11 protein-coding genes and 1 pseudogene are annotated in these 26945 nt (G+C 59.8%); 10 read left to right on the plus strand and 2 right to left on the minus strand.

All coding sequences use genetic code 11. From position 1 onward, the window contains the following. The first annotated feature begins 54 nt into the window (after nucleotides 1–54). From AC1DQR_RS36540 to AC1DQR_RS36570, 7 genes and pseudogenes are all read left to right on the plus strand, one after another. Nucleotides 55–13965 carry a S8 family serine peptidase gene (locus tag AC1DQR_RS36540; protein ID WP_477134795.1) on the plus strand — a complete coding sequence of 4637 codons (13911 nt, stop codon included), beginning with the start codon at nucleotides 55–57 and terminating at the stop codon, nucleotides 13963–13965. A gap of 26 nt (nucleotides 13966–13991) precedes the next feature. Continuing rightward, on the plus strand, nucleotides 13992–16187 hold the full coding sequence (locus AC1DQR_RS36545; RefSeq protein WP_477134796.1) for a type I secretion system permease/ATPase: 2196 nt from the start codon (nucleotides 13992–13994) through the stop codon (nucleotides 16185–16187). Nucleotides 16188–16190: 3 nt separating this feature from the next. Continuing rightward, nucleotides 16191–17615: an HlyD family type I secretion periplasmic adaptor subunit gene (locus AC1DQR_RS36550; RefSeq protein ID WP_477134797.1), complete on the plus strand. Its 1425-nt coding sequence runs from the start codon at nucleotides 16191–16193 to the stop codon at nucleotides 17613–17615. A gap of 128 nt (nucleotides 17616–17743) precedes the next feature. Continuing rightward, nucleotides 17744–19102, plus strand: a complete 1359-nt coding sequence (locus AC1DQR_RS36555) for a TolC family outer membrane protein (RefSeq protein ID WP_477134798.1) — start codon at nucleotides 17744–17746, stop codon at nucleotides 19100–19102. A 51-nt stretch (nucleotides 19103–19153) separates the two neighbouring features. Continuing rightward, on the plus strand, nucleotides 19154–20071 hold the full coding sequence (locus AC1DQR_RS36560; RefSeq protein WP_477134799.1) for a DMP19 family protein: 918 nt from the start codon (nucleotides 19154–19156) through the stop codon (nucleotides 20069–20071). A gap of 1054 nt (nucleotides 20072–21125) precedes the next feature. Then, nucleotides 21126–22292 carry a hypothetical protein gene (locus AC1DQR_RS36565; RefSeq protein WP_477134800.1) on the plus strand — a complete coding sequence of 389 codons (1167 nt, stop codon included), beginning with the start codon at nucleotides 21126–21128 and terminating at the stop codon, nucleotides 22290–22292. 155 nt (nucleotides 22293–22447) lie between these two features. Then, nucleotides 22448–22582, plus strand: a pseudogene (locus tag AC1DQR_RS36570) (IS30 family transposase); the annotation flags it as partial. A gap of 151 nt (nucleotides 22583–22733) precedes the next feature. On the opposite strand, the gene AC1DQR_RS36575 reads toward AC1DQR_RS36570, so the two are convergent. Together AC1DQR_RS36575 and AC1DQR_RS36580 are read right to left on the minus strand one after the other, a co-directional pair. After that, nucleotides 22734–23189: an HU family DNA-binding protein gene (locus tag AC1DQR_RS36575; RefSeq protein ID WP_477134801.1), complete on the minus strand. Its 456-nt coding sequence runs from the start codon at nucleotides 23187–23189 to the stop codon at nucleotides 22734–22736. A gap of 101 nt (nucleotides 23190–23290) precedes the next feature. Next, nucleotides 23291–23959, minus strand: coding sequence for a tyrosine-type recombinase/integrase (locus AC1DQR_RS36580; protein ID WP_416046921.1), 669 nt, complete (start codon nucleotides 23957–23959; stop codon nucleotides 23291–23293). Between the two features lie 826 nt (nucleotides 23960–24785). On the opposite strand from AC1DQR_RS36580, the gene AC1DQR_RS36585 reads away from it, so the two are divergent. The 3 genes from AC1DQR_RS36585 to AC1DQR_RS36595 form a co-directional block, all read left to right on the plus strand. After that, nucleotides 24786–25979: an MFS transporter gene (locus AC1DQR_RS36585; protein WP_416046922.1), complete on the plus strand. Its 1194-nt coding sequence runs from the start codon at nucleotides 24786–24788 to the stop codon at nucleotides 25977–25979. A gap of 487 nt (nucleotides 25980–26466) precedes the next feature. Further along, the gene (locus tag AC1DQR_RS36590) at nucleotides 26467–26754 is read left to right on the plus strand and encodes a helix-turn-helix domain-containing protein (RefSeq protein WP_416047295.1); all 288 of its coding nucleotides are present in this window, start codon (nucleotides 26467–26469) and stop codon (nucleotides 26752–26754) included. 34 nt (nucleotides 26755–26788) lie between these two features. Further along, a partial coding sequence (locus AC1DQR_RS36595; RefSeq protein ID WP_477134804.1) for a transposase occupies nucleotides 26789–26945 on the plus strand: 157 nt, incomplete at its 3' end.

Consider the following 26945-nt stretch of genomic DNA (forward strand, 5'->3'; position numbering starts at 1 on the left):
CGGTAGAATGTTCTTGAAATCAACCTTGGCACCAATCTTGGATTAGGGATTCACATGATCGACGAAAATTGGGAATTCAAGAATCTTGACCTGCCAAAAATCTTGATACCAAATGGCGATGGTGGATCCGGTAATTTGGTTGGCTACGCAGGTCATCACGTTATATCTATCCAAGCGTTTGAAAGGTCAGATTTTCTGAAAGCTTTGCAGGAAAATGGGCTATGGGATCAGCGAGATTTCAAGACTAACGGCGTCGCTTTGGTCCAGAAAATCGACGGAGTAACAGCAACCAAAACAACAAGCCGTGAAATAGTCGGGGCGGCCGCCCACACAGGGTCTCACACGGCATATAATGCCGCGCAAATTAGAATTTTTGGCGATTTCGATATTGCGTACAAGACGGCAGCCCTGAGTGCTGATTGGAACGGATTTGGGTCTGAGCGTGCTTGGCTTTCGGTGCAAGCCAAAAAGGTGCATGGCTTCGCCGCTTTCTTAAAGGCGGAGTTAACTAATCCCAATTCTGCTCTGAAGCTGCACACCTCGGACAAGGTACGGGTGGAAATGGAATCCACCGAATTGTGGCAAAAATTTACCAATAAGCTTTTTGACTCAAATACCCTGACCTGGGATCCGGCTGTGTCTAGTCACCCTGCCTTTATGGTGGGCAGCCAGTATGTGCCGGGAGTTCATCCAGGCGCTGGCGTACTCGATGCCACTCCCGGCTCCGGCAGCGCGCTGGATATCTCCACGTATGCGAAACCTGCCGATGTCGCTACAGCTTTGAACAGCCAATACGGTATTCATAGCACCCCAATCTCCGTATTCGACAAACTTCATATTCACCAGTCGCTTGATATCGTGAAGAAAGGGCACAGCACGGCAATTGTCGCGCTTACCGCCGGTGGGTTGGTCGCAATGGTATTCCAGCATAAGGACGCCATGGCGGCGGAGCTCGGGCGTCCCGTATCTTTCGACGAGGCGCGGCTATCGCTCGGGATTGACCTGAATGAATCGACGTTGAGGCAGATCGCCGGCGACGCCGCATTCGATATCGGTGTAAGTCTTGCCCTGCCCGCAGGTTGGGCCAAGCATGCTTGGGAACTGCTGCTCTCGGGAGAGGACATCATTGGTGCGATCCGGCTGTATGGGCAACTGTATCCCGGAAATAGCACGATTTCGCAGTTGAACACGATCGCGGACAGCATCGAAAAGGCGCCGGCGTACGCGGCCTATAAGGAAAACAAGGAACAGCTGAAGGCTTGGATCGCCAGCCAGTTCAACGGGTCTACCAATCGCAATGGAAGCATCCTCGATGTAGCCACCGATCCCACTCGTATGAATCCGTCGAACCTGAACCTGGGCAGCTCGGGTGGCGGGCACGGCTTGCTGCAATCCGGTTCTGGCTATGCGGCAACCATGCTCGAGCGCTACGTCAATCGCGGCGGCATCGAGTTCGTTTCCCCAAGCAACGTCGTCACGGGCGGAACCCGCCCCGGCAACGGCAGCCTTAACGATCTGGCGGCCCAGATGGCAGCCTTGCGGGCGCAGATTTATGGTAGCAGCGGCCTTGCGGGCGAAGAGGGGCCGGGCTGGGCGATGCCGATTCCGGCCAGCGGCAACCATGGCGTGGTGACCTACCAAGGTAAGAGCTACAACGCCACCCTGTACTTCGACGCACAAGGCAACTGGATCGGTTTTACCCCCGATGCGGGCCAGATCGGCACTGTCAAGTTGGCCAATGGGCACGAAGTGCAGTTGAACAACGCAACAACCATTCTTGTGGGCGAAAACGCGGCCACCGCCAGTGGCGGTGTAAACGCCAGCGGTTGGTGGGTAGAAGACAGCGCTTACTACGCGGCGTTACTGAACGCGAACGCGAATGCTGCAGAAGACAAGTTGCCCAACACCGATCCCGTCGTCCTGGATGGTAGCGGCGATGGCGTGCGTGTGGGCGTGGGTCAGGTGGACTTCGATCTGGATGCTGACGGTGTCGCGGAGCGGTTGCCGTGGGTGTCTCCCACGGACCCGTTACTGGTCATGGACCGGAATGGTGATGGACGCATCTCGAATGGCGCGGAGTTGTTCACCCTGACGGCAGGCAGTGGTGGAGTCCGGCCAGCTCTGGCGACGCTGGATTCCAATGGTGACGGCAAGTTGGACGCTGCGGATGAGCACTGGTCCGAGTTGCGTTTGTGGGCCGATCGCAACCAGGACGCCTACGCAAGCACGGGGGAACTCTCCAGTCTGGCAGATTTGGGCGTTCGATCGATCGCGCTTGCACCGGTCTCTGGAACGGTGGCAGGGCAGAGCAATGTCAAAGGCGTCATTGCCACGTATACGAATGGGTCGACGCGCACGTTGTGGGATATCGATATTAAGCCTCAGGCTCCCACGGGCGCGCCAACCACCACTGCCTATGCGCCGGGTATTGCCAAGGCTGTGCTGAGTGAGCAGGTGGCGCTGGTCGCTAAAAGCGCGCTGGGCGTGCGCTTGGACCTGAACGGAAGCGGAGCAACGCAGGCTTTTGGCCACGCAGGTAACGATACGCTCGTCGGAACGGGGGGTAACGACTGGCTCATCGGCGGGGAAGGGGCAGACAAGTTTCTGGGCGGCGCTGGTAGCGACCTGCTTGTCATCGACGCTGCCGATATGCAGGCCGACATCGATGGTGGCGCCGGCATCGACACCGTACTGATTGCAGACGACAAGGGTGTTGCCCTTAACCTTGCGCAGGCCAACGTTGAAGTTGTCTATGGCGGCTATGGTGCGGATGTGCTAGTCGGCGGCGGAGCGGACAACTACTTTATTGAGGGCGCTGCGGGCGATGACTATATTCTGGGYGGCAGCGCTGATGACGCGTTGTCGGGACAGGATGGCGATGACATCGTGGACGGCGGAGCCGGCGACGACCTGATCCGTGGTGGGCGGGGCAATGACCACCTGTATGGGGGAGCGGGCGGTGATGTTCTCGATGGCGGTGGAGGCGACGACATCATCGATGCCGGCGCAGGCAACGACGTGATCTCGGCCTCGGCCGGACGGGACACCATTGACGGCGGGGCTGGCATCGACCTGATTGAACTCTCGGGCGCCTTGTCCGACTATCGCTTCATACGCACGGCGAGCGGCGGATATCAGATCACGGATACCGTGGCTGATCGCGACGGCACAGTGGTGCTGACCAACATCGAGAAGTTCTCTTTCAAAACCGGCACGGCTTCCACCACCCTTGATTTAGGGCTGGACGAGCCATTGCCCGTGGATGATCGCATTGCGGTGGCCGCCGCCGGCCCCGTGACGATTTCCGTGAGTAGCCTGCTGGCCAACGACTTGGACTTCCAGCACCTTGGCGCCGCACAGATTGCCATCCACTGGGTCGGTGATGCAGTCGGCGGCTTTGTCTCCTTAAGTCAAGACGGTCAAACCGTCACATTTACGCGAAAGACCGGCTACGCAGGTCCGATCGAGTTCAGCTATCGTGTCAAGGATGCCCAGGGCAACGCGGCACCGATCATCGCCAACGCCGCTGACCCGACCGTCACTGCCGAGATGAAGGCACGCGTCCTGCTGGTACCCAGCAACACCCCAGCCGATCCTGACTACGTCAAGCAGTGGTACCTGGGTGCCGTGGGCGCACCCGTGGCGTGGGATCGTGGCTATAGCGGCAAAGGCGTGAAGGTCCTGGTGCTCGAAGCCAGCGGCGATTTCGCGGTGGATCGCCAGGCGGCAGATCTCAATCATGCCGACTTGGTATCCAACAAAAGCGCGTACTTCAAGGACACGAATCAGCACTCCGCTCACGGCACACAAGTGGCTGGTGTCATCGGTGCGGCGCGTAATGGCATCGGCGGCGTCGGCGTGGCGTATGGCGTGACGCTGGACTCCAGGGCCTTTATCCCGTCTTCCAACCCCGCATCGACGGTCGCCCGCTTCCGCGAAGACTTGATGACGATGCGCGACTACGACGTTGTCAACAACAGTTGGGGACACGGTACCCCCGACCAGTTTGGCTGGTTAGCCAGTCTGACCGCCGGCGATCCGGCGATCATGTTGCAGACACAAGCCGAGTTTGTCGCGCAGAAATCCGCAGCGAATCACGGACGCAATGGCCTGGGAACGGTCATGGTCTACGGTGCAGGAAATCAGCGCGCCAAAGGCTTTGATGCGGGGCTGAACACGCTGACCTCGAACGAATATACGATCAACGTCGGGGGTGTGAATCAGATCGGTAATGTGGGCGGCAGCAACCAGCCTGCCAAGGCGTTCAGTGAGCGCGGCGCCAATATTCTGGTGGCCGCGCCGGCGTCCAATATCCTGACGGCCAGCGTGTCGGTAGAAACGCCCGATGGCGAGAAGGTGGGTGGCGAGAGCGCTGAGACCCAGGGCACGTCCTTTGCCRCACCGATCGTCTCGGGTGTGGCCGCGCTGATGCTGGAAGCCAATGCCAAGCTGACGTACCGCGACGTCCAGAGCATTCTCGCGCTGACAGCGCGCAAGGATATGGGCGCCGGCGCGGCGTCCAGTACCACGTGGTCGAACAACCAGGACAAGGCCTGGAACGGCGTGGGCATGCATTTCAGTCACGACTTCGGCTTTGGCATGGTGGATGCCGCTGCGGCCGTGCGCATGGCGGAGACCTGGGTTTCGAATGACCAGGCCCCCGTCTATACTGATTCGGTGGCCGCACAAGCCAATGCGCTGCCTGATGGCGGGCAGCGCATACTGGCATTCCATGTCGACCAGCATGTCAGCGCCGAGCAGGTGTTGCTGCACCTGAGCCTAGGACACGCACGCTGGAGCGACCTGGTGGTCACGCTCATTTCGCCGTCCGGCACGCGTAGCATCTTGCTGGACAGGCCCGGCCTGACGGGTGGGATCGCTAACCCCTTGAATGCGACGACGCTGGACGTTGACCTGATGAGCGTGCATTTCCGGGGCGAAGACGTTCATGGTCAATGGCAACTCGTGGTCGAAGACAAGGCGGCGGGCGCAGGTGGGGTGAACGGTCTTCAGGCCAGCCTGCAGGTAGTTGGCAGTGGCGCAGATCAGGTCAAGCGATATGTGCTTACCGACGAGTACGCCGGACAGTTGACCATCGCGCCAGAGGGCGGGCTGTCGGAGCTGAATGCGTCGGCCTTGAGCAGTGCGGTTTACATTGACTTGTCAGGCGCGACGGCCAGTCGCGCCAACGACTATGGTCTTGGGGTGAACGCCGGGATCGACCGCGTAGTCGGCACCGACTGGAACGATACGCTGATTGGTGCGGCCGGAAACGACAGTCTGGTAGGAGGGCGGGGTAACGACACGCTGGTGGGCGGCGAAGGAAAGGACCGGTTGGAAGGCGGTCAAGGCAGTGATTCTCTTACCGGGGGAGCAGGCAAGGATGTACTCCTGGGCGGTATTGGCGATTCTCTGACAGGCGGCACCGAGGCGGATAGCTTCGTGATCGAGGACGACGGTGCAGGTGTGACCACGATCACGGATTTCAACGCGGCCTCGGGTGACTTGTTGATGCTCCGGTCCGCGGCCCGATTGTCGGCCAACGCGGTGACCCAGATCCTGCAGCCGGGCGGGTTGCTACTGAGCTATGCGGGTCACTCCGGCACGCGCAGTGTTTTGCTGCAAGGGGTGACGCAGAAGCTGACCGCCGAGCAAATGGGATGGATGTCGACCGATGGGGTCGTCAAGGTCAATCCTGTGTCTGGCGCCGTGACGAACAAGACCGTCATTTATGTCTCGCCTATTCCTGGCGTCGGCCGTAAGAAGCCCTACGCCAGGGATGGCCTGATGGTCACTGATCAAGGGGTGTATTTCAACGGCGTCGTCAGTGGCGGGGTCGTGTCGTATCAACATAATGAGCGTGTAGCTTACAACCCGACCTTGATCCAGGAGCGTACCAGCACAGGCGAGCTGATCAATGTGTACAAGGTGGGAAATGACACTTACACCCTTGAGCAACTGGCCTATTACTTCGAGATCGTGGGAGTCAATTGGGGGCCGCAGGGCACGGACGGTGATGACTTGATGCTCGTCGGGACCTCGACTGTCAATCCCATGGGGCTGACCGCCGAATGGGCGCAGGTGCTGAAGAACAGCAAACGTATCTTCAGCGCTGGGGCTGGGAACGATGAGATCATCGGAGACGACACCGGCGAGATACTGGATGGCGGGTCCGGGGACGATTTACTCACGAGCAATGGCGGCGACGACCTGCTCTTGGGCGGTAGCGGGAACGATACGCTCAATGCCGGGGCCGGCAACGATGAACTGTTCGGTGGTGATGGCGACGATGTGCTGGACGGTGGCGCCGGCAACGACAAGCTGATCGGCGGCAACGGCGACGATACGCTGATCGGTACGGCTGGTGGGGACACCATGGACGGGGGCGCCGGTGACGACATCCTGCGCGGCGCACAGACCGGCGGCGCTGGAGTCCTGTTGCAGGGTGGCGAAATCATGTGGAACGGTGTTCAATACCATGCTCCCGACACAGCCACGATGAACGGCGGCGCAGGCGATGACGTTCTGGTCGGCAGTGGGGCACTGTATGGCGACGAGGGCGACGACCATCTGACGGGATCCGGAATATTGAGCGGCGGCGAAGGTAACGATATCCTGGTGTCGCTCGGCGGCATCCTCACGGGCGGCGCGGGCGCTGACCGTTTCGTCTTCGCGCCAGGCTTCAAGACCTCGGGGATCCGCGATCTCGATAGCCTGGATACGGTGGAGTTCCAGAACGCCGGCAGTTTCCACTTTACCGTTGGAGCCACATTCTCCAGCACGGACGTCAACAGCTTTTCAGCCAAAATCCGGTTGACGAACAACGACGGCGAACGCGTCGAATTGCATGTTCCGTTCACCTACAGTGCTGATCGGCTAGCGTCCAACGATATCGATTTGGTTCCGACCAATTTCGTCTTCCAGGGCGGTGAGCGGGCAGCATTGCTGTTAACCGGCAAGGCGGTCACGCAGGGCGCAGACGTCATCGTGCAGGAGAAGCTTGGCGCCAAGTCCTTCGACACACTGGGTGGCGACGACATCGTCTTTGCGCGGAAGAACAGTGGACTCACCATCAATACCGGTGAAGGCAACGATGTTGTCTATGCCCTGGCAGGCGGCGACCGAATCGATACAGGCGTAGGCGATGACCGCATTGAGGTGCTGGTTTCCACCGCCGCCACAGTTGCCGACACGCTGATTGGTGGGGCGGGCAACGACATCCTGAGGGCCGCAAATAACGGCTCTATCATCTATGGAGATGATGTCGCCGGCACTGCTTCGGGTGACGATATGCTGCTGGGTGGCCTGGGGAACGATACCCTGTATGGCGGGGGTGGCAGTGATGTGTTGGAAGGTGGCGGTCAGGGCGATGACATCCTCTTCGGTGGGAGTGGCAACGATACGCTGCGCGGGGGTGCCGGCAAGGACAGCATGGACGGCGGCACGGGCGACGACAGGATCGAGGGCCTGGGTGGCGACGATCGTCTTGTTGGCGGTGACGGCCTGGACGAATTGCTCGGCGGTGATGGCAACGACATGCTGTCCGGGGGGGACGGTCAGGACAAGCTGGTGGGCGGCAATGGAGATGACGAACTGCGCGGCGACGCGGGTGACGATGTACTGAGCGGGGGCAATGGCGGTGACAAGCTCTTTGGTGGTGCCGGCAATGACAGCTTGTCTGGCGGTACGGGTAACAACTTCCTGTACGGCGATGAGGGAGATGACCTGCTGAATGGGGGCGACTTCAATGATGAACTGTACGGTGGAGCGGGCAATGACACGCTGATCGGCGGCGACGGGGTCAATCTCTACGAGGGCGGCGTGGGGGACGACGTGATCATTGCCCGTTCGGGCACAGACACGATACGCCTGAGTTCTAACTCAGGGCACGACACCGTATGGGCCTTGTCGGCTGCGGACACGATCGTCTTCACAGATGTGAAGGCGGATGCGGTGACATTTGATCTCTTTCATGAAATTCGTGGGACCCTCAAATGGGGCACGAACTCGCTGACGCTCAAGGACTTTTCCGACGACACGACGCTGGTTTTTGCAGACGGCGTGCGCAAGAAACTCCGCGACTACGAGCCGACGGACGACGGCTACGTTCCCGTGGATTTTGGTTGGGTGGCAGTCTACGACACAGGGTTGATCGGCGACAAGACGAAGCTGAGTGCCTATACTGGGACGGTCTCTGACGATCACCTGTATGGCGGCCCGATTCTCCCCACGGAGGCAGCGTACTGGTATGTGGTCGGGCGCGAAGGCAATGATGACTTGGCCGGCGGCGCGTCGGGAGCTTTGCTCGATGGCGGCGAAGGCAATGACAAGTACCTGGCAAGCAACGGCGTCGCCATTATTCGCGGTTCCTACCGGGATGATGGCGAAGACACACTCGTCGTCTCGGCTAACACACCCGATACACTGGTGTTCAACCGAATTGCCAACCCGCTGCGATACGACACCTATAGCATGGATGGCAATGGGCCGCGCAGCAACGCGACTGAGTTGGAGCACTTTCTGATAAATACGTCAGATCCTCTACGATTCGGGTTCAATGGCGACGCCTTCGATACGCTCAGGGTGCAATCGCGTGATGGCAAGATGACGGTGGACATCGTCGGCTATTTTGCTGAGGGTGTGGAGCACAACAACGTCAAGAACATCTCGTTCAATTCAATATTGGATGAACAGGGCACCCCCCTGGTGATGGACTTGGCTGCCCTGATCGAGAGCAAGGGACGGATGACACGCACCGATCCGGATCTGAATGGGCGTTTCTTCGGGGGAGGTCAGAGCGGGCAGAACTACTATTTGGACCAGGCGTTCAAGGTGGCTCGCAGCCGTCAATCGTCGATGGTGACTGGATCCGAAGCCGGCGAGATTATCGAAGGTCGCATCAGCTTCCGGCTGGGGAGCATCAAGTCTCTCCCGCCTGGCAGCCCCTCGTGGATGGATCTCTATACCAAGGGCGGCAACGACCTTACCGCCAGTAGCTATGGGAACTTCGGTATCGCGCCTACTAGCTCCTTGATAGACAGCACGTCCTACCGTGACGTGATTGGGCTGTCCGATGTCTTGTTCGGTTTTGGTGGCGACGACACGCTATGGGGTGGCGGTGCATACCTGGAGCGCACGTACTTGGACAGCGGCAAGCAGCAGCGCGACACCTCAACTGTCACGGAGCGCTGGTCCACCCCCGTCTATCACGCCGACAATTCACTCATACTGGATCCCAATGGGAATCCGACGCCAGGCGACGGCCTGGTATTGCGTGACTATCTGAACGGCGGCGACGGCAATGATACCTACATCTATCGCAAAGGCGATGGAGGCATGACGGTCATTGCGCTCGTCGGCTCGGCGACTGCGGGAGCCAAGGGCCAGGATCGTTTGAGGATGGAAGGGTATCTGCGCAAGGATGTGACGGTTCAAGTTATGGACGACGGAGCAATGCGCATCTCGGGAGGAGGAACGGGCTCTGCCGCTGCCGACATCCGCGTTGAAAAAGGTGCGAATGGCGAACTGCAGGTCGATTTCATCGTCTTCGACGAAGCCTCGGTATCTGTACGCAGCTTGATGACCGCGGGTGGGAAATCACCTCCGGTCACGCGTCCTGTCGAAGCGGATATGCCGGCCGACAATCTTCGCAACCTCCAGGGGCCGATGGCCGCGGCGGATGTCGTCATCGGCACGGCCAATTCGGAAACCTTTGCGTTGAGCGGCAATGTCTACGTACGAGGCCGCGAAGGCGCGGATACTTACGTGTTCGACAGAGATACCTTGACCTTTGCGGTCGTCCAGATGGACCGTGGTGATCGTCTCGTCGAGCGAGGGGCACCGAACTATGACGGTTATTCGTTGAATCTTATCCGGGATGACGCCAGCAATCGTCATGGCTGGCAGCTAGGCCGCCTCGATCCGGCGCGCGCCAAGGACGGGAAATACTCGCTCGACGCCTGGGTGCCTGTATCAGCCGACAATGAAATCGCCAGCGATATCCTCCTGACCTTTGAAAAGACGAGGGCGGATGGGTCGGTTTTCACCAGCTATATGGTGCTAGCGGACGTCATGGGTGCCAATGGAACGTACTTCGACCAATTCTTCCAGCGCAGTGACTTGTTCAATGGCTGGTTGGATACCAACCGGCCTGTCGTCGGCACCATGGGGGCCGACCAGCTCGTGGCGCCCTTCAATGGTGCGGTTGTCTATGGCCGGGGCGGTGACGACGTCATCTCCGGAGGCTTTAACTCTGACGACCGTCTGTACGGTGGTAGCGGCAACGATACGTTGTATGGTAATACCCGCAATGATGCGCTCTATGGCGGCGACGGCGATGACTTCCTCTATGGCGGCGATGGCAATGACACACTGGCTGGTGGCTCGGGTCGCGACCACCTGTACGGCGGCATCGGCGATGACACCTACATCTGGGACGATGCAGACCTACATCTCGAGATCATAGAGCTCGCTGGAGAAGGCAGCGATACGATTCAGTCGGCTGTGGATTTGGATCTGCGCACGTTTGCGAACGTGGAGAACGGTCAGCTGACAGGCGCGGGGACGCTGGCGTTGACGGGCACCGATGGTAACAACCGCTTGTCGGGGAACGGCCAAGGCAGTCGCCTGACGGGGCTTGGTGGAGACGACGTTTATGTGATCAATGGACCCGATGCCGTCGTTGAGGCGGCTGGTGGTGGCTACGACGCGATCCACACGACATTGAGTGTGCTGCAGTTGGCTGCGAACGTCGAAGTCTTGGTGTCCATGGGGTCTGGTCTGCATCTGACAGGCAACGCCCAGGACAACGAATTGCACGGCGATGCTGGCGACAACGTGATGTACGGTTTGGGCGGCGACGATCTGCTCAATGCCGGTATGGGTGCAGACACGCTCAGTGGCGGCCGCGGCAACGACTTGCTTTATGGCGGCGGTGGCAACGACTCATATCTGTTCAAGCGCGGTGACGGGCAGGACACGATAGTCCACGGGCTGTCCGGTATTAGGGAGACAGGCGGGACCCTGCTGCTGGGAAGCGATATCAACTCTCGGCAACTTTGGTTTAGCCGTACGGGCGATGACCTGATCATCGAAATCTTGGGAAGTGATGACCGGGTGAAGGTAAAGGGGTGGTATTCCGGGCAAACCTTCCGGCTCGAACGGATTCTGGCGGGCGATGGCATTTCGCTGTACGAGATCGACGGCTTGGTACAAGCGATGACCGCCTACCGGACCGCACACCCGGCTTTTGATGTGCAAACGGCCTTCGAGATTCCCGGCGCGGCCGAATTGAGCTCTGCGCTTGCCAACGCGGCCATTCCCATTAGTGGGTCCGGACCCCAGCCGCCGCAGGGCAGTCCAGTTGCCGACACCATGGTGGGTAGTGCGAAGGACGACTTGTACTACGTGGATCACAAGGATGACAAGATCGCGGAGAACGTCAACGGCGGGACGGACACCGTCTATGTCTCATTGACGTACTACGATTTGCCGGAAAACGTCGAAAATGGGCGCATCATTGGTCCGAGCGGTACTTCTCTTCGGGGGAACGCGTTAGCGAACATCCTGTACGCGGGGGACGGCAACGACACTATCATCGGATCGACGCCGGGAATCAATGGCCTCCCGGGCATCGATACGGTGAGTTATCAGTATGCTAAGTCGGCGGTACAGGTCAATCTGCATGTCGACCACTCCGGTCCGGAGGTGACAGGCGGCTCCGGTAAAGATGACTTGCTCGATATCGACAACATTGTTGGCAGCGGCTACAACGATACGATCCAGGGTAACGAGAAAGCCAACGTGATTGATGGTGCAAGCGGGGCCGATATCATGGCCGGCGACACCGGGGACGATGTGTACTACGTCGACAATTCTGGCGACGTAGTGATCGAAGGGGCCAATGCCGGCAACGATCTGGTGCACTCCTACGTTGTCGCTTATACGCTGACCGATAACGTCGAGAATGGCCGCATCATGCAGATGGGCACGACCTGGTTGACCGGCAACGCGTTGGCCAATGTCTTGTATGCCAGTCAAGACAACAACGTGATCGACGGGGCCGGTGGTGTCGACACCGTCAGCTACGAGTACATGACATCGGCGGTCGCGGTCAATCTGGAATTGACGGCGGCCCAAGAGACTGGTGGGTCGGGCAGAGACACATTGATCGCTATCGAGAACGTGATTGGCACCCGGTATGACGACGTACTCATAGGCAATACCGGCAACAACAGTCTTGATGGCGGGCTTGGCGCCGACGTTATGCGCGGAGGACTTGGCGATGACATCTATCGAGTGGATAACGTTGGTGATGTCATCGTTGAAGCGGCGGATGGCGGGGTGGACACTGTCATCTCTTCGGCCGTGCAATACACCCTCGCACAGAATGTCGAGAACGTGGTGATCGATTCGACCGGAGTGGCCAACATGACAGGGAACGCTCTGGATAACCGGATCGAGGCTGCCGCGGGGGATAACGTAATCAACGGCGCTGGGGGCATCGACACCGTGTCTTACGTGAGTGCGACAGGCGCAATCACTATCGACCTTGCCGTGACAAGCAGCCAAGCGACGGGAGGCTCTGGCAACGACACCTTGATCAATGTCGAAAATGTGATTGGCGGCAAGTCCGATGACAAGCTGAGCGGCAATGCCGAGGCCAATGCCTTGTACGGCGGAGCAGGTGCCGACTGGCTCGATGGCCGCGACAACAATGACACCTTGTTTGGTGAGGCGGGGTACGACACGCTCATCGGTGGCTTGGGCAGTGATACCTATGTGTTTGGGCGTGGCGGCGATATCGATCGCATCATTGAAAATGACGCGACAGCCGGCAACACGGACACCATACTCTTCACGGGAGGAATCACGGCCAGCCAACTCTGGTTTGGGCGTGAGCTAAACGACTTGAGTATCAGGATCATTGGAACGAATGATCGTATCTTTGTGAGCGACTGGTATGCCGGTGCGCAGCACCGGGTGGAGAAGTTCCAGACCGCGACGGGCGGAGTGTTGCTCGGCTCGCAGGTAGAAGCCCTGGTTCAAGCCATGGCGAACCTGACGCCTCCGGCTTTGGGGCAGGTCGTGCTGCCCCCGAACTATGCATCAGCATTGGCCCCCGTCATGGCGGCGAACTGGCAAGGCGAGCAAGGTGAGTCCTTTGGTTTGATTGGAGGGGCCGGCAACGACACGATCGAGGGCGGGGCGGGCGACGATGCGATCTCGGGGGGCGCGGGTGACGACACCCTGATCGGCCACGCCGGCAACGACACGTTGTCGGGCGGCTCCGGCCGCAATACCCTGATCGGCGGACTGGGCAACGACATCTACGATGTCGACAGCGCGCAGGACGTGATCGTGGAGTTGGCCAACGAGGGTTCGGACCTGGTTCGGGCTTCCGTGTCCTTTGTTTTGCCCGAGCATGTCGAAAGATTGACGCTGGTAGGCAACGCCGCTATTGATGGCACGGGCAACGATGCGGTCAACGTTCTGTTCGGGAATGGAGCTGCCAATACCCTAAACGGTGGCGCCGGCAACGATACCCTGAACGGCTATGCGGGCAACGATACCCTGATTGGTGGAACTGGCAACGACAGGTATCTATTGATGCCAGGCGGCGGAATGGACCGCATCGTTGAAAACGATGCGACTGCGGGCAATGCCGACGTTGCGATGATCATGGGGTCCATCACGATCAACCAATTGTGGTTCCGAAAGGTCGCCGACGACCTGGAGGTCAGCGTGATCGGGACAGGCGACAAGTTTCTGGTGGACGACTGGTACCTCGGCAGCCAACACAGAGTCGAGACATTCCAGGCGGGTGCCAAGCTCTTGCTGGACAGCAAGGTCGATAACTTGGTCACCGCAATGGCAGCGTTTGCTCCGCCCGTCAGCGGTCAACTCACCCTGCCGCCCAACTACGCCACCACGTTGGCCCCGGTTATCGCTGCCAACTGGCAGTAATACGAGATCAGGAACGCATCAATCCCATGAAACGCGTTGAGGAAATGCCCGGCGGGCCCAGTCGTTCGCCGCCGGGGCTTGGCATTGAATCGGGGGAAGAGGGGGCGGACCAACCACCTCCTTTCGACACCGGTCTCGTATGCTTGGTCATGCTGGCCCGCTTTCACCAAGTTGCCGCCGACGTCGATCAGCTTGCCCATGAATTTCGGGCGGACGGTAAGCTCTTTGGCGCGATCGAAATCCTACTCGCCGCCAAGAAGCTCGATCTGCGCGCCCGCCAGGCGACGATCCGCGCCAAGCGCTTGGCGACTACGCCCTTGCCTGCCATCGGGCGCGACAAGGATGGCAACTACTTCATCCTGGCCCGCCACGACGCAGGCAAGGTGCTGATCCAGGATCCGCGCAAGCCAGGCCCGACGGAGCTGCTGCTGGAAGACTTCCGACAGACGTGGTCCGGCGAACTGATCTTGATCGCCTCGCGCGCGTCTGTGGCTGGTGCTTTGGCCAAATTCGATTTCAGCTGGTTCATCCCGGCAGTGGTCAAGTACCGTCGCTTGCTACTGGAAGTCTTCATTGTCTCGTTCGTGATCCAACTCTTTGCGCTGGTCACGCCCTTGTTCTTCCAGGTCGTGATGGACAAGGTGCTGGTGCATCGCAGCTTTACGACGCTGGATGTCATCGCGGTCGGCTTGCTGGCGGTTGTGACCTTCGAGGTGGTGCTCAATGCCCTGCGCAGCTATGTCTTTGCGCACACTTCCAGCCGTATCGACGTGGAGCTGGGCGCACGGTTGTTTCGACACCTCCTGAACCTGCCGCTAGCCTACTTCCGCGCGCGGCAAGTTGGAGACTCGGTGGCGCGGGTACGCGAGCTGGAGAACATCCGATCCTTCCTGACGGGCAATGCCATCACCGTCGTGCTGGACCTATTCTTCTCAGTTCTGTTTCTGGCTGTCATGACGCACTACAGCGTCTGGCTGACCCTGATCGTGGTGGCTTCGCTGCCGTGCTATTTTCTGCTGTCGCTCGGGTTTACACCCACCTTGCGAGCGCGGTTGAACGAAAAATTTAATCGCAGCGCTGAAAACCAGTCCTTCCTGGTTGAGACCATCAGCGGTGTCGAGACGTTGAAGGCCAGCGCGGTAGAGCCCCAGTGGATACGTAAGTGGGACAACCAGTTGGCCGCATACGTAAGGGCGGGCTTTCGCACGACGGCGATCAGCACTATTGCCAATGGCGGTGTGACCTGGATCAGCAAGCTGGTGACGGTGGGGACGATGTGGCTTGGCGCACGGCTGGTCATCGACGGTCAGTTGACGGTGGGGCAACTGATCGCCTTCAATATGCTGGCGGGCAACGTGGCCGGGCCGGTGATGCGGCTCGCGCAACTATGGACGGATTTTCAGCAGGTGGGCATTTCCATGCAGCGGCTGGGCGATATCCTGAACACCCGCACCGAAGTCCATACGCCCCGGCCAGCGCTGCCGCCGGTGCAGGGGCGCATCGAGTTCGACCGGGTCGAGTTTCGCTATCGGCCAGGCGCGCAGCCAGTGTTGCGCGGCGTAAACCTGGCGATCCAAGCTGGCGAGACCGTCGGCATCGTTGGCCGCTCGGGCTCGGGCAAGAGCACGCTGACCAAGCTGGTGCAGCGGCTTTACCAGCCCGAGCAGGGGCGTGTGCTGATCGACGGGGTGGATATATCGACCATCGACGCCAGTTCGCTGCGCCGGCAGATCGGGGTGGTTCTGCAAGAGAACGTGCTGTTCAACCGCAGCATCCGTGACAACATCGCGCTCAATGATCCCGGCACGCCCTTGCAACAGGTGATCCGCGCCGCGCAGCTGGCCGGCGCGCATGAGTTCATTGCTGAGTTGCCAGAAGGCTATGACACCATGGTGGGCGAGCACGGCGCCACGCTGTCTGGCGGGCAGCGCCAGCGTATCGCCATTGCGCGGGCGCTGTTGTCTAACCCACGCATCCTGATCTTCGATGAGGCGACCAGCGCGCTGGACTACGAGTCCGAGCGCATCATTCAACAGAACATGCGCGAGATCAGCCGTGGCAGGACAGTACTCGTCATAGCGCATCGCCTGTCGGCAGTCAAGGACGCACACCGCATCGTCGTCATGGAGCGCGGCGATATTGTCGAGGAAGGCACGCATGCCAACCTCATCCAGCGTGAGCAAGGGCAGTACGCCGCCCTGCATCGCATGCAGCAGGGGTAGCGCGTGGCTTGGGGGCATATTTTTGGTGCATGGGGCGACCTGTGCAAACGTTACGTCGGAGTGTTTGCGGCCTCCTGGCGAGAGCGCAAGTCCTGGGAGGGCAAGCGCTACGATGCCGACGAAGCAGAGTTTCTGCCGGCCGCCTTGTCCCTGCAGCAGACGGCTGTGTCGCCCGCACCAAGGGTGGCCATGTGGTTGCTGATCGTCTTTGCGCTGCTGGCTTTGTTGTGGTCAATCTTCGGCCGGGTGGACATCGTGGCGACTGCGCAAGGCAAGATCATCCCCAGCGAAGGCACCCAGGTTGTGCAGCCCATCGGTACGGCCACGGTCAAGGCCATCCACGTGCGCGAAGGGCAATCGGTGCGGGCGGGGGATTTGCTGATCGAACTTGACGGCACCGTTACCCGAGCAGAACAGCAGCGCATCGTGAACGAACTACAAACGTGGACCTTGCAGGTCGGACATGCCGAAGCCATGTTGGCAGCCATTGATGGAAAGCGTGCGCCCGCACTGGCGCAGGCCGATGTCGATCCGCGCGCCTTCGCCGATGTGCAGCGTCTGGCTGAGGCAGAGTTCTCGGCATTGCAGGCCAAGCTGGCCGGCATCAATGCGGAGCTGGCGCGCCGCCAGGCCGAGCACCAGTCCACGTTGGCGCTTGTGAGTAAGCTGGAAAAGACCTCACCTATCGTGCGCCAGCGCGCCGAGGCCCTGAAAGCCTTGGCGGGCGAGCAATACGTGGCGCGCAATACCTATTTGGAACGCGAGCGCGAGCGTATCGAACAGGAGGCGGATCTCGCCGTGCAACGCAGCCGCCTGAAAGAAATCGAGGCCTCTATCGCAGAGGCCAGGCAGCAACGCGAGACACTGCGGGCGGACGCGCGGCACGCAAGCCTGGACCGTTTGAATGAAGGCCGCCAGCATATTTCCCTGCTGGAGCAGGACCTGATCAAGGCAAGGCAGTCCGAGCACCTGACGCGGCTGACCGCCCCCGTGTCCGGCACGGTTCAGCAACTGGCTGTGCGCACACTGGGCGGCGTGGTGACGGAAGCCCAGTCTCTAATGCTGGTGGTGCCGGAAGAAAACGTGCTGGAGGTCGAGGCGTTCCTGGAGAACAAGGACGTGGGCTTCGTACTGCCCACACAGGAAGCCGAGGTCAAGATCGAGACCTTTCCTTACACCAAGTACGGCGTCGTGCCAGGCACCGTGACTTCGGTGTCGGACGATGCAATCAGCGATGAGAAGCGCGGCCTAGTCTATTCGATGCGTATCGCCATGGCGCGCTCAACCATTGCCGTCAATGGGGCGGACATTCGTCTGGCACCGGGCATGGCGGTGACCGCGGAGATCAAGACAGGCAGGCGACGCGTGATCGAGTATTTCCTCGATCCGCTGATCCAGTATGGCAGCGAGAGTATTCGGGAGCGTTGATGAGGAGCAGGTTGGCGCGGTGCGCAGGGGGCGGGAGCAAGAGATGGCGATGGGTCGGACCGGGAGGTTTACTGGCGTTTGCTTTGCTGTGCCTGGATGCGAGCACGGATGCTGGTGCGGCGACAGACATGGACGCAGAAGCGTCGCCGCCTCGGTTTGCAATGGAAGACGGCGCCGACACCCGTATGATCGGGTTGATGGAAGTCTATGGCATGGCGCTGGAATACGATCCGACCTACCACGCCGCTCTCAAAGAGCGGGATGCAGGCCTCGAAGAACGCGCTATCGGCCGGGCGGCCTTGTTGCCCAAGCTGTCGTTCCAGTATCAGGCGGGGCGCAATCAATCTGAGGTGACCCAACCGGGGTTTTTGGGGAGGTCTACGTCGGACCGTTCTTACCGTAGCTATTCGTCGTCACTGACGCTGGAGCAGCCGGTCTTCGACTACGAGGCGATCTCGCGCTATTACCGGGGCATTGCGCAAGCACACCATGCTGACGCCCGCTTCCGCAGCCGCAGCCAGGAGGTGGCTGTGCGCGTCGCGCAGGCCTATACCGAGGCGCTTTTTGCTAAAGACCAGATCGACCTGACGCAGGCGCAGAAGCGCGCGTTTGCTGAGCAGATGACGTTGAACGCGCGGCGCCTCGACGCTGGCGAAGGCACTCGCACCGACATGCTGGAGACCCAGGCCCGCTACGACCTGGCACAGGCGCAGGAGATCGAGGCGCGGGACAATCTGGACGCCGCGCTGCGTGATCTTGGCGCCATGATAGGACAGTCGTTGCGAGCCGAGAACCTAGCGCCGCTGGCCAGGGCGTTTGGCGCGCTGCCGCAGGAGCCCGGCGGTTTCGAGGCCTGGCATAAGATGGCCCTGGTAGGTAATCCGGAACTTGCGGCACTGCGCTACTCGCTGGATGCAGCCGAGCAGCAGGTCGAGCAGGCTCGCGCCGGCCATCTGCCCAAGGTCAGTCTATACGCGACGGCGGGCCGCCAAAAATCCAGTTCGGAAGCGACTTTCGATCAGCGCTATGTGACCAACAGCATCGGCATCCAAGTCACCGTGCCGATCTTTGCTGGCGGTGGCGTGTCCGCTACGGTGAGGCAGGCAGTGGACAGCAAGGAGCGCCTGCGCTACGAAAATGATGCCAAGTTTAGTGAAGTGTTAAACGAGTTGCGCAAGCAGTTCAACCTGCAAAACAGCAGTGCGGCCAAAATGCGAGCCTATCAATATGCCGTGGATTCAGCGCGCGAACTGACCGTTGCGATGAAAAAGAGCGTGGCCGGAGGTGAGCGCGTCAATGCGGATATCCTGGATGCCGAACAGCAGTTCTATGACGCGCTGCGCAACTTGGCGCAGGCTCGCTACGCCCACCTGTTGTCATGGCTAAAGCTCCGCTTCTATGCCGGTGAGTTGTCCGTGGCTCATGTGAACACCATGGCGCAGTACTTCGAAGTCAACAGCGCCTCAAGACCGTTGAGCAGCCATTAACCGCCATCGTCCGCACTGTCGTGCGGAGGCAAATACCTTGCTGAACCGGCAATGGATATCTTTGACCCCCTGGCCCCACACTTGCCCCGTCTGAACATGATTCCAGTCCGCCAAGGCATTTATGACAGTGACGATCCTCATGCGTTGATCGGGGCGCTGATGAAGATCATGGAATACCTAGCCGACTATGGTGCCTACACCCGGCACGAAATCCCCGCAGCGCTTCTTTACAACCATCGCCTCAGCAATTACCAGGCTGAGGTCAGCAACGGCGGGCATGAGCAGTTCGTGGCCAATAGCGGATGGTCGGAAGACGTACAGCGCGAAGTGGAAGAAGGGCTCGGGGCGGTAGGCGCCTACGCTCATCAGCGCCTCTTCCGGGAGGTTGCGCAATACACCAACGCGAGTGCCGAACGCACGGCCGCCGTGCGCGCGCGAGGCGGGTTCAACCACCCAATCCACGGCAAAGTTGACGAATGGATCGAGCAGAAGGACCGTGAATTCCACATGCTGAACGCAACCAACGACGTGACCACGCTGCAGAAGAGGTGGCTGAAATCTCTGTCGTACATCAAGCCCGTTCCGGATCTGCAATGGAAGTTCAGCATGGCGGAAATTTTCGGACGTAACCCCTTGCTGGATGCCAGGCTGGCGGCATTGGGCAAGCAGAAGCGCGATTTCGTGACAGACTTAATCGCGAATGCGCCGCTGAAGAAGAGCCGATGGGAATACGCCGCCGGCCTCGCCAGGCAGCACGGCCCGGATTTGCCCTTTATGGCCAAGAATAATTGGACGGAAGAGCACAAAGGCAAGGAAGTATGGCTTTCGCATTTCGAAATATCAGGTGTTAACTACCTGGCGATCTATTACACCGACGAGGTGGTGTTCTGCAACATGAGGGAGACGCCGGACGGCCTTGTTATTGACAAGGTCATCGATCGGACCGACTTGGAATACACGGAGGTCTAACGAGTCGGATATCGGTATGATCTCTATCGAGTATCTCGTGGACCGTCAAAAGTGAGTTTCCGGGGATTAACAGCTAACCGAGAGCGAACGCGGACGGAGATGCGAAGGCGAGTATGTCAGGAATAGGCCGAGCTGCCTGCTTCAAAATGCGGCAGCCGCTTCCGCACTTGTTTGGCTGACTTCAGGTCGGAGGTGTGGCCGGAGAAGTCGCCGGCGTGCCAGGCGAACCCGCTTCCGCGTTTTGACCGTCGACAAGTACCACTTCGCCGTGATCAGTCTAACCGTTGATGCTCCACATGGCGTCTCCGAGGTACGCAGCGTTGACGGCAACTTAATCCGACCAGGCCCGTGATGGCGAATAAGCGCCCGGAGCTAAGTGAACACCCCTTACACCCGTGCGGTGCCTCTGTGGAGGAAAGACCTGGCCACGGCGAAAACGCCAGAATTAATTCTGGCCTGGACCAAGCAGGAGGTCAGCTTAGTTCCTGGTTGAGCGGAAATGAGCAAGTCTGACAGAAACGGTCTTCCAGCGCGTTACCGCAACAGCCGGGTGGTGTCGGTTACGGTAAGGCCTACACAGACGCTGGGCCTTCTGTCACAGAGAGCTGGAATACTGATATCTCGCACACTACTGCATTTCGCCTCACTCCCCGGGGCACTACTCGCGGAGAACAGGTGAATCGGCCCCAAGCTCACGCACTGCAAGAGGGCATCCTGAATTGAAAGATGACGCCTCTTTTTATCCAGCCGAGCGGCGGGAGGGATCGGAGTAATTCTGGATAATGCAATTGCTCAGGAGTTTAAAAACAACATGGTCATACCATCCGCACATCCACAGTTGGCTTGCCGGACAAGGCTGGAAAAGCTCGGCCGCTTCTGCACTACGTCGCACCGGACCTGGTCGTTCGCCAGCGCGCTGGCCGCATGTCTCGTTACATCCCTTTCGGCCTTCGGGCAAGCGCGCCCTTTCACAATTGGAGGACCAAGCGCAACTTTGACCTCCTCCGTGTGTGCGCCTCCGCGTGACGAAGCGTCTCGCAAAGGACTTGACGACTTGCAGCGCGGAATTTCGCCGCCAAACGTTGCGACTGCGCAGGAGGCAAAGGCGCTTCTCAATCTCCGCATCGGATACGCGGAGGGCGATGAAGTGCACCTATTGCAGGCGATTGACCAGTTGAAAAAATGGCCTGAAAAAGAGGGCATGCAGCGTGCTGCCTTGATCGCGAGCTTGCGACTGGCGGCCTTGCGCCGCGATCTTCTGTCTCATGCTACAGCGCGCCAGCAGCTCACGCAGATGCTCCACTCGAGTCGAGGATCGAACGGCCAACTTGTCGAGTTAAACTCAAGGCAGATCCTCGTGCGTGCTCTCTATCAGGAAGCCGACGGCCTAGGCGGAGCTGCCGGGCGCTCTTTGTGGGACGAAGCGATCAGGGAGTCGACCGCGCTGCTGTCTCTGGCACCCAAGGTAGAGTCCAACGAAGGCTTACGGCTCCTTGAGGGCCAGCATCGCCAATTGTTGGCGCAACGGGCCTTTCTGCATCGAGATGCAGACGAGCTAAGGAAGCAGATCGGGGGCCTACGTGACGCACTGGATGTCCGGGCAATACCCGTTGAACAATTCGCACAACTTGATGCGTTGGGCAAAGCACTCTATGACCTCGCGTCCCTTGTGCGTGGCGATGAAGGACTGAAGGTCATTGGAGAACTTCGATGGGGCTTTGATCAGCAAGTCGTTCTCATGGCTAAATCACCGGGCTGGGGCCCCAGTCTTTCCGACGCCACGTACAGAGGGCTGGAATCTGCGAAAGGACACTGGCAGATCAACATGGTCCAAGGCGACAGCCCATGCCTCCAGCGCGTGAAGCTGCAGCGTCAGCGCGCAATGGTCGATATCCTGGAGCAGTCGCTCCTGACGGATGCCGGCCATCCTGACGCGGCTCGCGTGCATGAGGCCATCGCTGCGCTGCAGCGCGCTCAGGTCGCGCTTTCACGTCAGCCGCAGTCCATGCAACCAAGCTCGCTCGAACTGGGGCTCGGGGTGGGCTACCGCCTTCTRGCTGCCGCAAGCGTCATTCCGGCAGAACGCGCCCAGCGAATCGATCAGGCGGCCGTACAGTTCGATGCCAGCGAGCAACGGCTCAGGCAATGCTTTTGCGGTTGGCAAGAAGAAGAGTTGGCCCGTGAGCGAGTCGCTCTGGAAAGACTGCGCGGAATCCGTTGAGATTTGGCAAGACCGGCGCCGAGAAAGCCTTGCAAGAACGTGAGGGCTGAGTCCGGCCAAAGCCACGCCTTGGCGTCATCGGTGTCCATTGGCATCGCCGAGTGACTCGTAACTTAACATAGCCTTATACGGCGAGTTTCGCGTGTAGCGGCTAAGGCACCGATCTCTCGGGCTACTCGCAAGCCAAGCTCAACGCCATAGCCAGAAGGCTCAACGAACGCCCGCGCAAAACACTAAACTTCGATACACCGGCTGAACGATTCCATCAAGCTGTTGCGTTGACCGGTTGAATCCGCAGCCGATCTCAGCCGTCTGCCTGCGTTGATATCCGCCGTGCGCCCGTCCTTCGGGCCACCATGTAAGGGGCCTATTCTTTTGCTAGCCGGGCATAAGTAAAAATGGAGCCTCGCGGGCTCCATTCGTTCAGCAGGTTGGTACGCCTTACAGGGCGGCGTCCTTCAATTTCTTCAGCGGGCGGACCTTCACCTTGACGGTTGCGGGCTTTGCTGCGAACCACTGATCTTCGCCGGTGAACGGGTTCTTGCCGAAACGCTTCTTGGTCGCCGCCACTTGCAGGGCAGTGACCTTGAGCAGGCCAGGGAGCGTGAACTCGCCTGCCCCCTTCTTGTGCACCGCGCTCAGGACCGTGTTTTCCAGGTGTGCCAGCACGGTCTTGACGGTCTTGGCGTCCAGCTCGGTCTGGGCGACCAGGTGGGCCAGCAAGCTCGCCTTGGTGAAGGTTTCCTTCAGCGGCTTCGCCACCGGTGCAGCCGCTGCGGCCTTCTTTGCCGGTGCTACTGCCTTCTTTGCCGGTGCTACTGCCTTCTTGGCCGGCGCTGCCTTCTTGGCGGCAGGCTTGGCCGGGGTCTTTACGACAGTTTTCGCTTTGGTTGCCATGGATTCTTCAGTGGTCTGGTTACTCGTTGATTTTTCGCCGTGGAGGCGTTCGAGAGAATAGCAAATTCCATGCGGTGTGTGCGACTGAGTGAAACCAACAATTACAACTGCGCGCCGATGGTAGCACTGATCCGGTCGCAGATTCGCGTGCTGGCCCGCTCAAGCAGCCTGCTGACTTCATCGCTGTCGTGGCCAGCAAGTAGTCGACGCCGGCAGTACGTGTTGCGCAGCACCCGCGGGCTCATGCTGTCGCCTTCGAAATCGATGGCCACGAGCGCCGCTCGCACAATCTTGCCAAAGCTCATATCAGTGATCGGCTCGCCGCTGGCCCTGAGTGAGAAGACGAGGTCGCTGGAGGTCGACCGTGTCTGTCGGCGAACGAGCCATTCCGCCAGGATCGGCACCGCGAAGGACGCGAGAGGGACCTTGCGGGTGTCGTGCGCGCCGTGGGCTGGCACGCGCAGGTAGGGCGGGACAGCATCAGGCGGCAGGTAATCCCGGTGGGCCGTGCAGCCTTCCAATGCCGTGACGCCGGTGCCGAGGAAGATTGCCACGATGGCGCGGTTGCGCAAGGCCGCCAGATTATCCCCGGCGCGCGGCTGCACCCATGCCTGCGGGCGGGCGTCGGTGTCCTCGGGCAGATAGATAGGGTCCGGCTCGTCCTTCGGCCGATCACCGTCGCGGACCAATTGGCCGGCTGGATTGCTCTTGCGCACGCCGATGGCCACCAAGTGTCGACACAACCGGTCCAGCAGTTTCAGATAGCGCATGCGCGTGGTGGTACTGTAGCCGCGCGCGTCGGGCGCCTGCTAGAAGGTATCGATATGGCCTGGGCCGAACGTGGCCACGGTGGTGTCGACGTCGAACAGATGACGCCGAAAATGCTCGAACATGGCCTGATGCTGGATGATCGATTGGGCCACTAAAGGGCGCTGGTCTGCGCCGGCTGCCTCGCGGTCCTTGATTCGGCTCGTCAGCTGCAGGGAACGATGGGTGGGCCCAAACGCCAGTCGTCGTAGTATCCCGGAGCAACGACTACAGGTTGTGACGCTACGACCACCGGCGGTGAAGGGTAGGCAGGAGCGTGGGCATACACGGGTGCGGCTACCAAGGGCATCGGGACACCGATGCCGACGCCATCATTCGCATGAGCCTGCGCGCCGGCGAATGCAACGGCGGCGACCGTCGCCAGGGTGGCTAGCGACGAAGTCTTTCTCATGGTTACATATCCTCTGTAAGCGCTGCCTACCGGAATGGACCCCAGCGTAGGACGGTCTGGTGTGAAAAGTCAGAGGCAGTTGTCAACAAAAACGAAAGCAGTGAAATGCTCGTTGACGGGGTCTCTTCAGGATCTTGTATCCAAATTTGTCCGCAGGGAGTAGGTGCCGGGAACGCGCTGCGTTGCATACTGCTGGAGAGTGCCACGCCGCTCGATGGCGGGGAAAGTCGGGGATTCGCTCGGGAGTCTTATTCGGTTGGCAACTAGACGTGGTGTGTGGTTCAGTGGCGCTCACAGCTTGCCATGGATTTTTGCCTGAATCCGCGCTATAGCAAGCGCTTGAATCCTGGTGTTGCCTCCAGGATAAGGAGTTGTCGATGAATGCACCTGCACGCACGTTAAGCCGAATTCCGACAGGAATCTGGATGCTGGGATTCGTGAGTTTGCTGATGGATGTCTCGTCTGAAATGATTCACAGCCTGCTTCCAGTCTTCATGGTGACAACGCTTGGTGCCAGCGCTCTGGCTGTTGGTCTCATTGAGGGTGCAGCGGAGGCAACGGCTCTCATTGTGAAAGTGTTCTCTGGCGCGCTGAGCGACTACCTGGGGAAGCGCAAGGCATTGGCGGTCGTCGGCTACGCGCTTGGCGCGCTGTCCAAGCCTCTGTTCGCGATTGCTCCGGGTGTCGGGATGGTACTCGGTGCGAGGCTGATTGACCGAGTCGGCAAGGGCATTCGCGGCGCACCCCGCGATGCGCTTGTGGCTGACATCGCGCCCACTCACCTGCGCGGCGCTGCTTTTGGCCTACGGCAGGCGCTCGATACCGTAGGAGCGTTCCTAGGACCCCTCATTGCCATCGGACTGATGTTCCTGTGGGCAAACGACTTCAGATCCATCTTCTGGGTGGCGGTCATCCCTGGCGTCCTGTCGGTTGCGCTGCTGATGTTCGGGGTACGTGAGCCCGAGGAGCACCAAGGCGCAAGGAGGGCGAACCCCATCAAGCGCGCGAACCTCGCACGCTTGAAGCGCCCCTATTGGTTTGTGGTTGTCATCGGTGCGGTTTTTACGTTGGCACGATTCAGCGAAGCCTTCCTGATACTACGCGCCCAGCAGGTCGGCCTGCCACTATTCTTGGCACCACTGGTTCTGGTGGCAATGAATCTGGTGTATTCCATTTTCGCTTACCCGTTTGGCAAACTTTCGGATAGGTACAGTCATAGGAAGCTCCTGGTCTGGGGGCTCGTGATACTGATTGCTGCCGATATTGTGTTGGCGACTAGCTCGCATTGGGCGGTTACGCTCTGTGGAGTCGCCCTTTGGGGCCTGCATATGGGCATCACGCAAGGGCTACTGGCGACTATGGTTGCCGACACAGCGCCGGCGGACCTACGAGGTACTGCGTTCGGGGTTTTCAATCTAGCCGGTGGTCTGGCCCTGCTGGTTGCAAGTGCGCTCGCCGGTTGGCTCTGGGACAGACTGGGTGCGGAGTTCACATTCTATGCCGGTGCAGCATTCTCCGTGGCAACGATGCTCTTGATTCTAGGCGGCCGTACAGGCGGTAGAAGTGGGTGAGAATAGCCTCCTCGGTTGACTCGGTCTGCAGATCTTCGCGCGTGGTCGTTCGCGGCACTTCGGCGTGTCGCTGGTGTCAAGGAAGAGCGCCGTGATAGCTCGGCTGTGCCGCAGCGTTTGGTCCCCCCTCGTGCCCAGCAGGCGGGCGTGGCGTCCTCAGGCAGGAAGAAGGGTTCTAGCGTCTCTTCTGAACAACGCACCTGCCGTACCCATTCTTCGGCGGGATTGCGCTCGAATAACGGAGCGGCTTTCTGGCGCGCTCGATCAGGTTCGCGTCGTAGGTGCCAGCGGTAATGTCACTACCCGCTGATGCAGTGGTACTTGAGCAGTGGTACTTGAACATAGTACGAAGCAAACCGGTCTCCGATATACTTTCACCTTCGTGAAATAACGATGTGTTCGCTACTCTCGGGACTCTCATAACTTTGTATTGCACATGCCACGACCTTTGCCAGATCCAACATTGCCATCGCGCGCCACGATCAAGATGTGCTCCCATCTTGGGGATAGGGTGCGCGCGACTCGCGCCGCCCAAGGCCTACCAATTGATCAGGCCGCCCGAGCGTGTGGGGTGTCTGTGGGAATGCTGTCGAAGCTAGAGAACGGAAAGGGTGTTCACCTCGACTATGTCCTCCGTGCTCTAGCCGGTTTGGGTTTGACAATGCTGGTCGTCCCGAAGGATCACGCGCCGCTCCTTGAGCAAGCCGCATCTCATGCTGCGCGCGAGTCTAAGGCGTACGAAGTAGGGCTGCTCAGGGATATGGAGTGGGACTAATTGCCGTTCCGGCACGGCAACTGGCAAGCGGCGGTTGCGAAATGAGACTTTCTCTGAGCCGCTGCTGCCGAAGGTGGAACCCTCCCCAAAGGGCGGCCGCCCTAGGCTGGACGACCGAGCAGCGCTAAACGGCATCCTATTTGTCTTGCAGACTGGGATTCCGTGGGAAGACGTGCCGCAGGAGCTGGGCT

The organism is Cupriavidus sp. 05L411, from assembly GCF_056398045.1.